The sequence below is a fragment of the Dyadobacter sp. LHD-138 genome, assembly GCF_030929615.1.
Taxonomy (GTDB): Bacteria; Bacteroidota; Bacteroidia; order Cytophagales; family Spirosomataceae; genus Dyadobacter.
On the sequence record NZ_JAVFVU010000006.1, the window covers coordinates 213,441 to 227,097 of the forward strand.

Annotated in this window: 15 protein-coding genes; 3 read left to right on the forward strand and 12 right to left on the reverse strand. The window is 42.9% G+C overall.

The genetic code is table 11. From position 1 onward, the window contains the following. The first annotated feature begins 88 nt into the window (after window positions 1–88). On the forward strand, window positions 89–544 hold the full coding sequence (gene lysM / locus RB622_RS06415; protein ID WP_308045715.1) for a peptidoglycan-binding protein LysM: 456 nt from the start codon (window positions 89–91) through the stop codon (window positions 542–544). Between the two features lie 98 nt (window positions 545–642). Here the strand turns inward: lysM and rplI are convergent, their stop codons facing one another. From rplI to RB622_RS06435, 4 genes are all read right to left on the reverse strand, one after another. Next, window positions 643–1,089 carry a 50S ribosomal protein L9 gene (rplI, locus tag RB622_RS06420; RefSeq protein WP_308045716.1) on the reverse strand — a complete coding sequence of 149 codons (447 nt, stop codon included), beginning with the start codon at window positions 1,087–1,089 and terminating at the stop codon, window positions 643–645. Between the two features lie 20 nt (window positions 1,090–1,109). Beyond that, entirely contained in the window at window positions 1,110–1,361 is a 252-nt protein-coding gene (gene rpsR, locus RB622_RS06425) for a 30S ribosomal protein S18 (RefSeq protein ID WP_138280541.1), read from the reverse strand. Window positions 1,362–1,364: 3 nt separating this feature from the next. Then, window positions 1,365–1,742 carry a 30S ribosomal protein S6 gene (gene rpsF, locus RB622_RS06430; protein ID WP_308045717.1) on the reverse strand — a complete coding sequence of 126 codons (378 nt, stop codon included), beginning with the start codon at window positions 1,740–1,742 and terminating at the stop codon, window positions 1,365–1,367. Between the two features lie 138 nt (window positions 1,743–1,880). Continuing rightward, window positions 1,881–2,822: a hypothetical protein gene (locus tag RB622_RS06435; RefSeq protein ID WP_308045718.1), complete on the reverse strand. Its 942-nt coding sequence runs from the start codon at window positions 2,820–2,822 to the stop codon at window positions 1,881–1,883. Between the two features lie 140 nt (window positions 2,823–2,962). On the opposite strand from RB622_RS06435, the gene RB622_RS06440 reads away from it, so the two are divergent. After that, window positions 2,963–3,625, forward strand: a complete 663-nt coding sequence (locus tag RB622_RS06440; protein WP_308045719.1) for a YggS family pyridoxal phosphate-dependent enzyme — start codon at window positions 2,963–2,965, stop codon at window positions 3,623–3,625. Between the two features lie 23 nt (window positions 3,626–3,648). Here the strand turns inward: RB622_RS06440 and RB622_RS06445 are convergent, their stop codons facing one another. Further along, complete coding sequence (locus tag RB622_RS06445) at window positions 3,649–4,710, reverse strand: glycosyltransferase family 9 protein (protein ID WP_308045720.1); 1,062 nt, start codon at window positions 4,708–4,710, stop codon at window positions 3,649–3,651. 195 nt (window positions 4,711–4,905) lie between these two features. Between RB622_RS06445 and RB622_RS06450 the strand changes: the two genes are divergently transcribed. Next, on the forward strand, window positions 4,906–5,286 hold the full coding sequence (locus RB622_RS06450; protein WP_308045721.1) for a DUF423 domain-containing protein: 381 nt from the start codon (window positions 4,906–4,908) through the stop codon (window positions 5,284–5,286). Between the two features lie 54 nt (window positions 5,287–5,340). Here RB622_RS06450 and rodA read toward each other — a convergent pair whose 3' ends face one another. The 7 genes from rodA to RB622_RS06485 form a co-directional block, all read right to left on the reverse strand. Then, window positions 5,341–6,624 carry a rod shape-determining protein RodA gene (gene rodA / locus RB622_RS06455; RefSeq protein ID WP_308045722.1) on the reverse strand — a complete coding sequence of 428 codons (1,284 nt, stop codon included), beginning with the start codon at window positions 6,622–6,624 and terminating at the stop codon, window positions 5,341–5,343. 47 nt (window positions 6,625–6,671) lie between these two features. Beyond that, window positions 6,672–8,603, reverse strand: a complete 1,932-nt coding sequence (gene mrdA, locus RB622_RS06460) for a penicillin-binding protein 2 (protein ID WP_308045724.1) — start codon at window positions 8,601–8,603, stop codon at window positions 6,672–6,674. Between the two features lie 94 nt (window positions 8,604–8,697). Then, on the reverse strand, window positions 8,698–10,272 hold the full coding sequence (locus RB622_RS06465) for an NFACT RNA binding domain-containing protein (RefSeq protein ID WP_308045725.1): 1,575 nt from the start codon (window positions 10,270–10,272) through the stop codon (window positions 8,698–8,700). Between the two features lie 82 nt (window positions 10,273–10,354). After that, a complete protein-coding gene (locus tag RB622_RS06470) occupies window positions 10,355–11,416 on the reverse strand; it encodes a PLP-dependent cysteine synthase family protein (RefSeq protein WP_308045726.1) in 1,062 nt (353 codons plus the stop codon). Window positions 11,417–11,514: 98 nt separating this feature from the next. Further along, on the reverse strand, window positions 11,515–12,399 hold the full coding sequence (locus RB622_RS06475) for a type II CAAX endopeptidase family protein (RefSeq protein WP_308045727.1): 885 nt from the start codon (window positions 12,397–12,399) through the stop codon (window positions 11,515–11,517). Window positions 12,400–12,463: 64 nt separating this feature from the next. Next, a complete protein-coding gene (locus RB622_RS06480; RefSeq protein WP_308045728.1) occupies window positions 12,464–13,225 on the reverse strand; it encodes an MBL fold metallo-hydrolase in 762 nt (253 codons plus the stop codon). Between the two features lie 8 nt (window positions 13,226–13,233). Further along, window positions 13,234–13,611: a response regulator gene (locus tag RB622_RS06485; RefSeq protein ID WP_308045729.1), complete on the reverse strand. Its 378-nt coding sequence runs from the start codon at window positions 13,609–13,611 to the stop codon at window positions 13,234–13,236. Window positions 13,612–13,657 lie beyond the last annotated feature (46 nt).

Consider the following 13,657-nt stretch of genomic DNA (forward strand, 5'->3'; position numbering starts at 1 on the left):
CCGTCTGAAAGTTGTTGTTTTCAAAAAATACAGTAGCTTTGAATCCAGAATTAAATCAATTTTTTACACACAAAACCAAATTTTTATCATGGGACTAATGTCTTTTTTTCAAGGAGTGGGAGAAAAAATTTTCCATAAGGAAGCAGCAGCTCCAACGCCGGAAGCAGAACCATTACGCGCTAGCGCTTTGTTGGCTCATGTAAAACAACTTGGACTTGCTTATAACTCGTTATCAGTAAAAACTTCAGTTGACACAGTAACGATCGAAGGAGAAGTAGCCAAACAGGAAGATGCCGAAAAAATCGCACTGGCTGTTGGGAATGTGGAAGGGGTTAAAATTGTAGACAACCGTCTGAAAGTTGCTACACCTGCGCCGGAAGCCACTTACCATACCGTTGTAAAAGGAGATACTTTATCCCTTATCGCAAAAACCGTTTATGGAGATATGATGAAATATCCGGTTATTTTCGAAGCGAACAAACCCATGCTTTCACACCCGGATAAAATTTATCCAGGCCAGGTTTTAAGAATTCCGGCATTGTAATAACGTCGATTTTCGGCCGCTAGTTTTCGGCTTTTACGGCACAAAAAAATGACAACTCTTTCAGGTTGTCATTTTTTTATATCGGTGAAGACTAATAATTAATCTTCAGAAGCGATTACGTTCAAAGTGATTTTGTGTTTCACTTCTTTGTGTAAGTCGATCAATGCAGCATATGTACCAATAGATTTTACATCATCAACAGTAATTTTCTTACGGTCGATATCAAAACCTTTTGATTTAAGAACGTCCGCAACCTGCGTGTTGGTAACACGTCCGAAAATACGGCCGCTTTCTCCAACAACAGTACGAAGATCGATTGTCAAATCGCCGATAGCTGTTGCGATGTCTTCTGCATCTTTCTTAAGCTTTTCAGCTTTGTGAGACGCCTGACGTACGTTTTCAGCAACGATTTTACGATTAGAGTCATTAGCCAATAAGGCAAAACCCTGCGGAATAAGGTAATTACGACCGAAACCCGCTTTTACATTCACGATGTCGTTCTTATAACCTACTCCGGCAATATCAGTTATTAGTATGATTTCCATTGTTAGTATCTCTTTCTATTTTATTTCAATTGATCAGCAACAAAAGGCAATAATGCCAAATGACGTGCTCTTTTAATTGCCTGAGATACTTTACGCTGATATTTCAAGCTAGTACCTGTAAGACGACGTGGCAAGATTTTTCCCTGCTCATTTACAAGCTTCAACAAAAAGTCAGGATTCTTGTAATCAATGTATTTAATGCCTGATTTCTTAAAACGGCAATATTTTTTGCGGTTGATGTTTTTTTCAACCGGTTCGTTTACGAGTGACATAGCTTATGCTTCGGTTTTAGATTCAGTTGTTTCTTCCTTTTTTCTTCCAACTAGTCCTTTACGTTTTTTCTCGTTGTAAGCAAGAGAATGTTTGTCAAGGGCGATAGTCAAGAAACGCATCACGCGCTCATCACGACGGAATTCTGTTTCCAGAACATCAACAACGGCTCCATCCGCAGATGAATATTCAAATACAGTGTAATAACCTGTATTTTTCTTTTGAATGGGGTAGGCTAGCTTACGCAATCCCCAGTTTTCTTCGTGTACCAACGAGCCACCATTTTCAGTGATCAGCGTACGGAATTTGTCAACGGCGTCCCTCATCTGAGCCTCAGACAAGATGGGAGTTAGAATGAACACCGTTTCATACTGCTTAGACATACGGCAAATATTTAATTATAAATTGATTTTTGACTTCATCAGGGATTACAGGAATCCACAATGAGGGTGCAAAAATAGGGCTTGGAATTGACAATTCCAAGCCCTATTTCATTTATCAGCAAGTGAGGCGCTTACAGATTATTTTACAGTGAAATCTCCCTGCCCAATTTTAAATCCTTCGCTGTACACTTCGATCGAATATTTTCCGTCTTTCATCGGAATGCCGCCGCGACCATAGAAAATATCTACCGACTGACGACTATTTGTAAAGTTGATCGTTTGCTTAGAACTGAAAATCATTTCCTTTCCATTGTAGGTAAATGCGCCAGAACCCGTTGCCATATCCGAAAGGACTGCCCCCTCAGGATCCAGAATGCGCAGATAAATATCTTTTTCATTCTGTTTTGCAACGGCATTTTCACCCAGCCTGAAGGTCACTTTCAGTTTGTCAATACGCTTTGCTTTGTACTTCCCGCCTTCACGTTCTTTTCCTTTTGAAGACACCGCGTGAATAGAAAGCTCCTCCGTACGCAATGCTGAAGCCAAAGTTACCTTTTCGGCCAGCTCCCGGTTTTGCGCCGAATAGTTGATAACCGAATCACTAAGCTGTTGCTTTTCAGATTCCAGACCTGAAACCTGCTGGCTCAGTTCCTGATTTTTATTGGTAACAATGCCAAGTTCTTCCCGCAGATTGGCAATTTCAGTATCCTTTTGTGATAGAATATTTTCGTAAGACTTAATTTTCTTGTCGAAATTCGACGCAGAAAAATTGTTAACATTTTTCAGATCCTGCTTGTCCTTTTCCAGTTGCTTTTTCAGTTCAAGCAAGGAACTCACACTTCCACCCAGCTGTTGTATTTCGGCAATCTTGGTGTCCAGTTCGGCTGAGATCGAATCCAGTTTTGTTTTGGTAAACAAAACCTCCTCTGTTTTTGCCGTGATGATTTCATCTTTAACCTTATTCTCTTGTTTTTCGTGATAGATAAAATAAACAAGTACCAAATTAAGCAATGCTAAGACAGCCAAAGCAGCCCATAGAAGCGTTTTCCGATCTTGCTTTTGTTCTTGGTTATAGTCCATATAGAGAGTTAATTTTTAAATTAGTTGGTAAAAGAACTATGTTTTTTTCAATTTTGAAATAAGTTAAGGTCGATTTGTCTAAAGTAAGTTCTATTTATCTGATCTAAGCTTCTCATTTTCAAAATTTTCACTCCAATCGAATGCCGACAATTGCCCAAAATATACAGGAAATAGAAAAACAGCTGCAAAACAGAGCCCGTTTAATTGCCGTAACCAAAACCAAACCCGTTGAAATCCTGCAAGAAACCTACCAGACCGGATTCCGTCGTTTTGGAGAGAACAAGGTTCAGGAAATGACGGCAAAGCATGACGTTTTACCAAAAGACATTGAATGGCACATGATTGGCCACCTGCAATCCAACAAGGTGAAATATATTGCCCCCTATGTTTCCATGATCCATTCTGTTGATCAGTTTAAGCTTTTAAAAGAAATAAATAAAGAGGGCCGGAAAAATAACCGTGTCATCCACTGCCTCCTTCAGATTTTCATTGCAGAAGAAGAAACAAAATTCGGGCTATCAGAAACAGAAGCAACTGAAATTCTGGAATCTGCCGAACTGACATCTCTTACAAACATTAAAATCGTAGGCTTGATGGGCATGGCCTCCAATACCGAGGATAATGAACAAGTACGCAACGAATTCCGTCACCTGAAAACGCTCTTCGAATCTTTCAAAAAGTATGAAAAGGAAAATGTCCAGATGCTGGAATTATCCATGGGCATGAGCGGTGACTATCCGGTTGCTGTCGAAGAAGGCAGCACGCTCGTTCGTGTTGGCAGTGCCATTTTCGGCGCCCGATAAGTTTTTGCAAGGAAAAACAGTGCTTACAAAGTGCTGTTTTTCTGCAACGCCAGCGTCTTTTCCACTTTTTCCTTTACAAATTCAAAAGAAAGCGCTGCACAGGGAGAACCGTTTTCCCGAACAAAAACAGCATTTTCCTGCCTGCCATAACGACCTGAATAAGGATTATAAGAAAGAAAATCGCCCAAAGATCCCATCAGCATGATGCCCGGTGTCCCAACCGCATTAGCCAAATGTGAAGGGCCGCTGTCCAAACCGATAAAGAAATCGGCTCTTTTAATCACTTCCGCAGTCTCCAAAATCGATAATTGTCCACAAAGGCTGCGGTAAGCCGGTGTCGTAACAGACAGATTACTTTTTAGTCCGATTTCTATAATATGATAGGAATAATTTACAGCCAGCCAGGCTACCAATTGATTCCAGCGCTCGGCAGGCCAATCTTTCGGCGCATAATTCGACTGGCAATGGATTACAATAAACTTCGACGGCAATTGTAATCCATCTACTTTTTTCCTGTGCCCTTCCTGCAAATACAACTTTGGATGGTCGTCAGCCGGAAAAGATGCTTTCTCTCCTATCAAATCACCGGTTTGCGCAAAAACTTCCAGCAGATTCCCAAAATTGAAATAGGTATGCACATTGATGCCGCGCTGCTCAGCAACCGGATTATCGGTAAAAACCTGACACTTGGCACAATGGTTGTTGTTACGAAACTGAAGGGCATAAAACTTATCAAAAACACCTGTTTCTAACAGAACTTTTCTTTCGGTAACACAAAATTCTTTAAAAGTCTCGTCAATGGCAGGATTATAATCAACAAGCTCGTGATACGATGGCTTAACAAACCAGACAATATGCGCTTTTGGATGTAACGAACGGACATACCGGGAAATGGGTTCTGCGGCAACGATATCTCCAAAATGCTCCGTCCTGACAATACCAATCAGCTCCTGGTCTTTGGCCAATCCAGCCTTTTTTCTTTTAAAATGAAGCCAGGCTTTGTAACCTGACAGGTGGGCTTTAAATATGTGGGTATACTTAAAATAGCGGTGCGTCCAAAGCTGAATAAATCTCTCAATTGTCATTTTCAAATCGTTTCCCGAATCCACGTACAGAATCATCGGATATTTATGCCCGCAAGTTAATAAAGAAATATCAATGCGGGGTTGGTTACCCCTTTTCTCTATCCTAACTTTGCCGGCATCGCCGTTTAGTTATTAAATGGCACACATTATTTTCAATCCTCAACTGCGGCTGCGGTCGCTTTCAATTTAATACCTATGAAATTTATGATTCAGGTCGGCGGCATTTTGGGAGCCCTGGCAGTTGCCCTTGGCGCATTCGGGGCTCACGCGCTTAAAGCCATGCTGGAAACATCCGGAAGGCTGGAAACTTTTGAAACCGCCGTTAAATATCAGTTTTACCATGCATTGGCTATGGTTCTGGTGGGCATACTGATGCAGCGTGCCGGGGAAGATGCGGCCAAATTACTTGGTTGGTCCGGGAACGCTTTTGCCGTTGGTGTCATTATTTTCTCCGGCTCTCTTTACGCGATTTGCTTTACGGGCATTACAAAATTCGGCGCCACAGCTCCAATTGGCGGATTATTGCTGATTGCCGGCTGGATTTTGCTGATCCTGGCAGCAGGAAAGTTGGCATAATCTTGGTGATTAAGGGTTAACAATAAACCTTTAATCACCAATAATTAAAAAAACTCATCCTCTCGAAAGCGTAAAAGGCCTTTGGGCGTCGATTTTCAGGAAAATAAACAACAGTACTGAAAACGACCAAAGTGAAGAACCTCCGTAGCTAAAAAATGGAAGCGGAATCCCGATCACAGGCATCAGTCCGATCGTCATGCCAACATTCACCAGAAAGTGGAAAAAGAAAATACCGGCCACACAATACCCATAGACCCGGGCAAAACGGCTGCGCTGTCGTTCAGCCAAAATGACAAGTCGGGATATCAGCAATACAAATAAGGTTACCACGATCGCCGTACCAATAAATCCGTGCTCTTCTCCTACGGTACAAAAAATAAAGTCGGTACTTTGTTCCGGTACGAAATCAAACTTTGTCTGGGTTCCCTGCAAAAAACCCTTCCCGGAAAATCCACCCGATCCAATGGCAATCTTCGACTGAATCACGTTCCAGCCAATGCCGCGCGGATCTGAATCCGGATCCAGAAGCACCATAATACGCCCACGCTGGTGTTTTTGCAAAACATGGTTCATGAAAAAATCAACACCAAAAACGATCGAGATCATAACCGTGGCAACCAGGACGGTTGCGATAAGCCCCCCTCGCCGTCTTGTCATAACGGGCATCGCCCAAATCGCTATACCCGCAATCAGGATGATTACCCCGGAAATGTACCATGAATTATACAGCAAAGAAATGATAAGCAGCATAGCCGAAACAATCCCAATCGAGGGAATGAATCCGGGCATTCCCTCGCGGTAAAGGATAATGGCAAAAGATGCAAAAACCAGCATCGAACCGGTCTCATTTGAAAGCAGGATTAAAACGGAAGGCAGGGCTATTATTCCTAAAATGGGGTAATAATCCTTGAATTTTCTTGATAAACTGATCGCCGGATCACTGAGGTATTTGGATATCGCCAGACTCACAGCCAGGTTGGCGAACTGTGCCGGCTGAAGAGAAATTGCCCCGAATTTAATCCATGACCTTGATCCGTTAATATTAGAACCCGCAAACAAAACGACGACCAGCAGGAAAATTACAATGGCATAAATGATGAACGAAAAGGTTTCATAAAATTTATAATCGATCACCAGAATACAGATAATGAGTATAAAGGTTGTGCCGATCCACATCAGCTGTTTGCCGGCATTATTCGATAAATCGAAAATACTGCTATGCGTTTCGGGATTATAAACGGCCGCATAAATGTTGACCCATCCTATCCCAAGGCATGCGATATAGATCAATACGACCATCCAATCGACATTTTTGGTTATGGGTTTGCTCTCTGCCATTTCTGTAATAAATAATAATATTGATAATTTAAACCGGGTACTGGATATCAGATTTTGAACCAGTTAATGACTTTTTTGGATGACTGCTCCGTAGGTTTCTCACGAACAAAAGGAATCGAATTTCTTCTTTTCGTCGTATCCTTGATCACGGGCTTGGGTGGGGCGGGCAGAATCACGTCTTTCATCAAATCCGCATGCATGATCCGCTCTTCAAGCGCCTTATTTGTTACTTTTCCGGTAAGATATTTCTCGATAATCAAGTTGGCGATAGGTGCCGCTGCGGAACCTCCTGACCCCGCATTTTCAACAAAAACAGCAATGGCTATTTTAGGATCGTCAACCGGTGCAAAGGCAATAAAAATAGAATGATCCTTCCCTCTCTTATTCTGAGAAGTTCCCGTTTTACCGGCAATGGAGATCCCTTCTACCCTGGATCTGCGTGCCGTTCCACCTTCAACAGCTCCGAGCATCCCCTCAATCACAGGCTCGAAATGCTGGGGAGCCACGCCGGATTCATGCCGCACCGCAAACTCAGGTTTTAATTTCCTTCCTTCCCCAATGCCGTGAATCACATGCGGTGTATAATAATAACCACGGTTGGCGATGATGGCCGCCACATTCGCCATTTTCAAAGGCGTGATCAGGATTTCTCCCTCTCCGATACTCAAAGAGTAAATATTGGAAAACTTCCAGCGGTTTTCCCCGTAGATCTTATCGTAATACTTTTTATCCGGTAAGTTCCCTTTTCGCTCACTCGGCAAATCGATGCCAAGCTGCTGTCCGATACCAAATTTACTGATCTTGTCATGCCAGTCGTCCAACCCAACCGCAGATGCTTTAAAAGTATTGGTTATTTTATTGTTGTAAATAATCCTTCTGAACACATTGTAAAAATACGGGTTACAGGAATGCATCACCCCCATAACAACGTTTGGCGTCGCCGGGTGAACGTGACAACCAATCGGGCAATTCGCATGTGTAAAACCACTGTTGGGCGTAATAACCCCTTCCTGCAAACCAATCAGCGCCTGGATCAGCTTGAACGTAGAACCCGGACGATAACTCGCCATCACGGGACGATTGAACAGCGGCTTGTACGGATTACGGTACAATGCAGTATAATTCTTCGAAAAATGCCTCGTTGCCAAAATATTGGGGTCATAGGTCGGCGCCGACGCCATCGACAGGATCTGCCCTGTTTTCGGTTCAATGGCCACCACACTTCCCACTTTATTCATCATCAAACTATCGGCGTATTGCTGAATTTCGAGATCAATCCCTGAATACAGGTTTTCCCCCGCCACAGCCATCGTGTCCAGTTCTCCATTTTTCCAGGCTCCCTTATAAACACCGTTTACATTTTGCATGACAAATTTCGTTCCGCGTTTCCCCCGAAGCTCATTTTCATAAATCCGCTCAATACCCGTCTGTCCGATGTAGTCACTCTGACGATAATAAGGCTCTTCCTGCTCTTCCAGCTGCTTTTTACTGATCTCACTCACATAGCCCAGCGTGTTTGCCAGCGTGGCAGCCTTATAGGTCCGCATCGAACTTTTAGCAAATTCAAATCCTGAATAATCAACCATGATATCCTGGATCGAAGCAAAATCTTCCTTGGAAAGCTGCCGCAAAAACAGTGAAGGCTTCATTTTGGAATAAACACTGGCAACATGGATCAGACTATCAAATTCGCGTCTTTCGATGCCTAGCACCTTACAAAAACGCAGGGTATCATCCACTTTCACTTTGTAAGGTGTGACAAGCAAATCATATACGGGCGTGTTATATACGATCAGTTTCCCGTTCCGATCATAGATCTGGCCACGGAAAGGTATTTCGGTTACACGTTTAATGGAATTACTCGACGATTCAATAGAATAACTTTCGTCCAGTACTTGTAAATAAAACAAACGAAATAGGTAAATGATACCTATCAAAGCAAAAAAGCCAATAATTACAAAGCGACGATTTTCAAGCATTCTGCACTAAATATTCCTGTTCTCTCAATTTTGCTACGAAGTTCGTGATATCGAAAGACTTATCAAAGCCATTTAATACCTAAAATATAACCCGTTATTCACCCATTGGCACCACCATGATTACCTCCTCTTTATCAATCACAACGGCCCCTTCCGGCAAGCCTTTGGGCTTTCGAACATACTTTTTGGGTGTTACAATAACGGGGCATAAACTGTCTGTCCTCCTTTTCGAATGCCAGGCGGCCAATTGCGCCGCTCTTTCAATAACCGGCGACGGGAATTTCTTTCCGGCCTGATGTTTCACCACCACATGCGATCCGGTTACATCCCTTGCATGCAGCCATAAATCTTCCTTGTGTGCATATTGTTTGGTTAACAAATCATTGTTTTTGGCATTTTTACCGACCAGAATCGTGTATCCCAAAAATTCTACTTTCTTAAACAAATCAGCCTGTTCCACCGAAACAGCTGTTCCACCGCTTAATCCGTTTGATTTAATGAATGTTCGCAATTCCCGCAGCAACGCGATCGATTCAATCGATGCTACAAACCCACGCATTTTCTCCTTCTCTGCCTCTCTCGCTTGCAGGCTATCATTTAAACGAGTAATCTCTATCTTTTCGTTTTTAGATTTCCGATAATATCCTTCGGCCGCCTTTTGCGGGGTTAAATCCTTTTTAAGACGAATTTTTATAGGTTGGTCTCGGTAGAAATCATACAGCTCCACCGATTCAGCGCGCTCGGGAATCTGATGTAAATTGGCCATAATGATGTTGGCGATTTCATCATTTTTAGTCCCCTCTTCCAGTTCAACCAGTTTATTAAACGTATTTTCGAGGTAATTTTCCGTCTGAGCAATACGTTTTTTAAGGATTCTCAAAATTTCCGCTTTTTCCTTTTCTATGCCCGTAAGCCGAATAAAAGCATAATAATACGCGTTTAAAGCCTCAATCGGATCCCGGTAAGAATCCACAATCTCACCAACGGGCAAAAGAGAAAGAACAGGAACCAGTTCAATTTTCGTGATGTAAAAGACAGGATTTTCCAGCTGCGCCAACACGGCCTGAATAACCTCCCAGCGCTCCTGAGCGTCGGTTATTTCTTTTAACAAATGGTTTAAATGTTTATTAACCAGTTTCCCGAAAGTTGGAAACAATGGTTCAAACCTTAAATCATGCTTGACATACGCTTCAAAAGACTGGTCAATCGGGCGGTCCAGCGCTTCAAGCGAAAGCGTAAAATCGGTAGCCAGTTTGTTATTAAACAACTGGCTGACGCCGCCGTCCTTGCCAAAAGCAATAAGGTTGGATCGGTTTCCAAATAATTTCAAAACCAAAACCTCTCCGTTTTTAAAAATAATCTCGATCGCACGCTCATTGATAAAAACCCGCACGTGAATAATGGGCTGGTCATACAAATGCGTAAACAGGTTGACGCTGTTTCTTCGCGCACGGTCAAACTTATCCGGAAAACTCAGACAGGCAAAATCAGACCGTAAGGTTGCTTTAATAAAAAATGGCTTCAGCAATGCTTCATCGGCAATCGATTCGGCAAAGACGAGCACAATTTCGTCTTTTTCCTGACTGAAAGCCTCGACGAATCTTTTTCCCGTCAATTCCTGATTGAGTTTCGGAGCGAGCTGTTTTAAAAAATAATAGTTGTGATGCACTTGGTTTTACTTTTTCTGCAAATATGTTAATTCGTTACACAGCGTAGCACAGAGACTACAAGAGCGTCACGGAGATTAATTGCTATATCATCGCTTGCTGGCTGGCTACATCTTCTGAAAACCCGTTTTCTTCCAGCCATTCGGGGTTGTAATAGGTATTCATATATCTTTCTCCCGAGTCACAAATTAGGGTCACGATGGAGCCCGACTCCCCGTTGGCTTTCATTTGTTTCGCCAGTTCCAGTACGCCCCAAAAGTTTGTCCCCGTCGAACCGCCCACTCTTTTGTTAAGCAAAGAAGTAAGCGTCAGCATGGCTGCAAAACTTCCGGCATCTGGCACCCGGATCATATGGTCGACAACCGTCCGTACAAAGGAAGGTTCCACACGCGGACGGCCAATACCTTCGACGCGGGATCCATGTTCGCTGCAAAGTTCCGGGTCATTATTTTTCCAAAACTCGTAAAAAACAGAATTCTCCGGATCAACAACGCAGATTTGTGTAGCATGTTGTTCATAACGCACATAACGCCCCAGCGTGGCAGAAGTCCCTCCCGTACCAGCCCCGGTCACGATCCATTTCGGTACCGGATGATTTTCGTATTTCATCTGACGAAAAATCGATTCAGCAATATTATTATTTCCCCGCCAGTCGGTCGCACGCTCCGCATAGGTGAACTGATCCATAAAATGCCCGTCCGATTCTTGTGCGATTCGCCGGGAAACTTCATAAACCTCCGCCGGATGATCCACAAAATAGCAACTTCCGCCATAGAATTCAATGGCTTGAATCTTATCCGGGCTCGTCGACTTCGGCATCACCGCAACAAATGGCAGACCTAAAAGTTTGGCAAAATAAGCTTCCGAAACCGCTGTCGACCCACTTGACGCCTCCACAACCGTTGTCCCTTCGTGCACCCATCCATTACAGATTGCGTACAAAAAAAGTGATCTGGCCAGTCGGTGTTTCAGACTGCCGGACGGATGCGTGGATTCATCTTTGAAATAAAAATCAATGTCCGGAAAGCCCGGAAGTTCCAAAAAGATCAGATGGGTATCAGCAGAACGCTGATAATCTGCTTCAATTTTAGAAATTGCGTTGCCTATCCAGGAAGATTTATTAGCTAAAGTGGACTGATGCTGCATTTTGTTGCTGACTTTTTGGTATGCCGTACGCGGTACCCGGTACGATGATACAAAGATTACAGCATATTAACGGAAAGCAACGCGAAGGACTGATCAAATTACGCAGGTTCCTCTAAATCGTTGGGCGGATTAACAGCATTGGCAGAACGTCTGTTTCGGAGGATGTAATAAAAAACTACAATCGCGGCTGACTGAAAAATCAAAGAAATGACCGAGCCTTCAAAACCAAAATAGCCTCCGTTCCAAACATTCTCCCTTGAAAAAGTGAAAATAACATAAGAATAAAAATCATGTCCGCTGACATTGAATCCCAGGAAACTCTGAAAGAAATTCCAACTAAAATGCAACGCTATCGGCAGCCACAAATTTCCGGTGACTATATAACCGTACCCCATAAACAGGCCAGCGAAGAATAACCCCAGTATCCCGAAAATATCAAGATTGGGATTTGCAATATGCATAAAGGCAAAAAGCGCAGATGAAATCCCCAGGGCAATATATTTATTGAAAGACACCATCAGATTATTCAGCACATATCCGCGAAGCAGCAATTCCTCTGATATCCCGACAAAAACGAAGGTTCCTAAAATCCAAAGGCTATCCCCGACGTTACTGTCCAATTTTTCCACGGCGATCTGACCGCTTCCTGCCAGAATCAGCAAAGCCGCCAGCATGATCACGAGGCCAGCCAGTATACCAATTATAATGTCATTGAAAATAAAACCTGGCCGAAAACCCACAGTAGCAAACTTCTTTTTAACCACATATACCGTAAATACACTCACAATGAAAGAAACCGCTATAAGATCAAAAAATGCGATGACAAAAAACTGGTCATCCCTTGTTAAATGCCCAAGCGAAGAAAAATCCAGACCGAGAATACGAAGTGCGATATATTGAAAAATCCCTTCGGCAACAAGAAATGGAACAAGAATAAGAAGAACATTTTTCCAGCCCTGGCTGCTGTATGAGTGATTTTCCAAAATGGGTTATCTGGTTGTATCGTTAAAATATCTTACCTGATTAACTCTGGCTAAAGTTTCAACCTCACAACTCCAGAACCAATCCATCATAAGCCAAATGCACATTCGGCGGAAGCTCTTGCTCCACCTCGGCGTGTAAACCCAGTTTATGGCTGATATGTGTCAGATAAGCGGTTTCAATGTTCAGTTTATCAATCAGTTCGAGCGCCTCTGCAAGTGAAAAATGTGAAAGATGCGGTTCTTTTTGTAGTGTATCCAAAACCAGCACACGTGATCCCAGGATTTTCTCCTGTTCAATTTCGGAGACAAAATTCGCATCGGTGATGTAGGTAAAATCACCAACCCGATAACCATAAACAGCCAGTTTGTGATGCATTACCTCTATGGGTACAAACGGAATCCCCTGAGCTTCAAATGGTTCGTTTTCAATAACATGAAGTTCAAAATGCGGCACACCGGGATACCTTCTATCAGAAAATGCGTAGGCAAATTCAACCTGAATCTGGTTGAGAACTTCCTGGCGCCCATAGAGCGGGATATCTTTTTGCTGACGATGGTTGAACGCCCGGGCATCATCGAGCCCGGCTGTGTGATCTTTATGCTGATGCGTATAAAGAATGGCATCCAGCTCCCGAACATTGGCACGGAGCATTTGCTGCCGAAAATCGGGGCCACTGTCGATTACAATAGATTTGCCGTGAACCTGAATCCAGACGGAGGTTCTGAGACGTTTGTCATGAAAATCAGTGGAACGGCAAACGGCACAATCACAAGCAATAACAGGTATTCCTTGTGATGTGCCGGTCCCTAAAAATGTAATCTTCATGCAGCAAGCTATTCTGTCAAATGCGCAACCACTTCTACCAGGCGGTCAAAGTTTAAAGGTTTCATAAGCGCATCGTCAAATCCAGCCGCTTTAAAATCTTCTTCTGAATAGTTTTTGGCGTTGCCAGTTATCGCTACAATTGGTGTCTTTGCTTTATCAGCATCTGCCAATTTTCTAATATTCCGTGCGCACTCCATTCCATCCATCACAGGCATATTGATGTCAAGCAAAATGATGTCAAAATCTTCTTTTTCCAGAAGCTGCAACACTTGTTCTCCATTTTTTACGGAAGTTATTTCATAGTGTTGGAATTCCAGAATCTTCCTTGCCAGATTTTGAATTACTGAGCTGTCTTCGGCAATGAGTACTCGTTTTGTGTAGGACATATAATGGATCAGGTATTGTTTTTTAATTATTTGGCAGGTGAATTTA

Coding starts and splice junctions, on each gene's coding strand:
- lysM (WP_308045715.1), top strand. CDS start 89: ATGGGACTAATGTCTTTTTTTCAAGGAGTGGGAGAAAAAATTTTCCAT.
- rplI (WP_308045716.1), bottom strand. CDS start 1,089: ATGGAAATCATACTAATAACTGATATTGCCGGAGTAGGTTATAAGAAC.
- rpsR (WP_138280541.1), bottom strand. CDS start 1,361: ATGTCACTCGTAAACGAACCGGTTGAAAAAAACATCAACCGCAAAAAA.
- rpsF (WP_308045717.1), bottom strand. CDS start 1,742: ATGTCTAAGCAGTATGAAACGGTGTTCATTCTAACTCCCATCTTGTCT.
- RB622_RS06435 (WP_308045718.1), bottom strand. CDS start 2,822: ATGGACTATAACCAAGAACAAAAGCAAGATCGGAAAACGCTTCTATGG.
- RB622_RS06440 (WP_308045719.1), top strand. CDS start 2,963: ATGCCGACAATTGCCCAAAATATACAGGAAATAGAAAAACAGCTGCAA.
- RB622_RS06445 (WP_308045720.1), bottom strand. CDS start 4,710: ATGACAATTGAGAGATTTATTCAGCTTTGGACGCACCGCTATTTTAAG.
- RB622_RS06450 (WP_308045721.1), top strand. CDS start 4,906: ATGAAATTTATGATTCAGGTCGGCGGCATTTTGGGAGCCCTGGCAGTT.
- rodA (WP_308045722.1), bottom strand. CDS start 6,624: ATGGCAGAGAGCAAACCCATAACCAAAAATGTCGATTGGATGGTCGTA.
- mrdA (WP_308045724.1), bottom strand. CDS start 8,603: ATGCTTGAAAATCGTCGCTTTGTAATTATTGGCTTTTTTGCTTTGATA.
- RB622_RS06470 (WP_308045726.1), bottom strand. CDS start 11,416: ATGCAGCATCAGTCCACTTTAGCTAATAAATCTTCCTGGATAGGCAAC.
- RB622_RS06480 (WP_308045728.1), bottom strand. CDS start 13,225: ATGAAGATTACATTTTTAGGGACCGGCACATCACAAGGAATACCTGTT.
- RB622_RS06485 (WP_308045729.1), bottom strand. CDS start 13,611: ATGTCCTACACAAAACGAGTACTCATTGCCGAAGACAGCTCAGTAATT.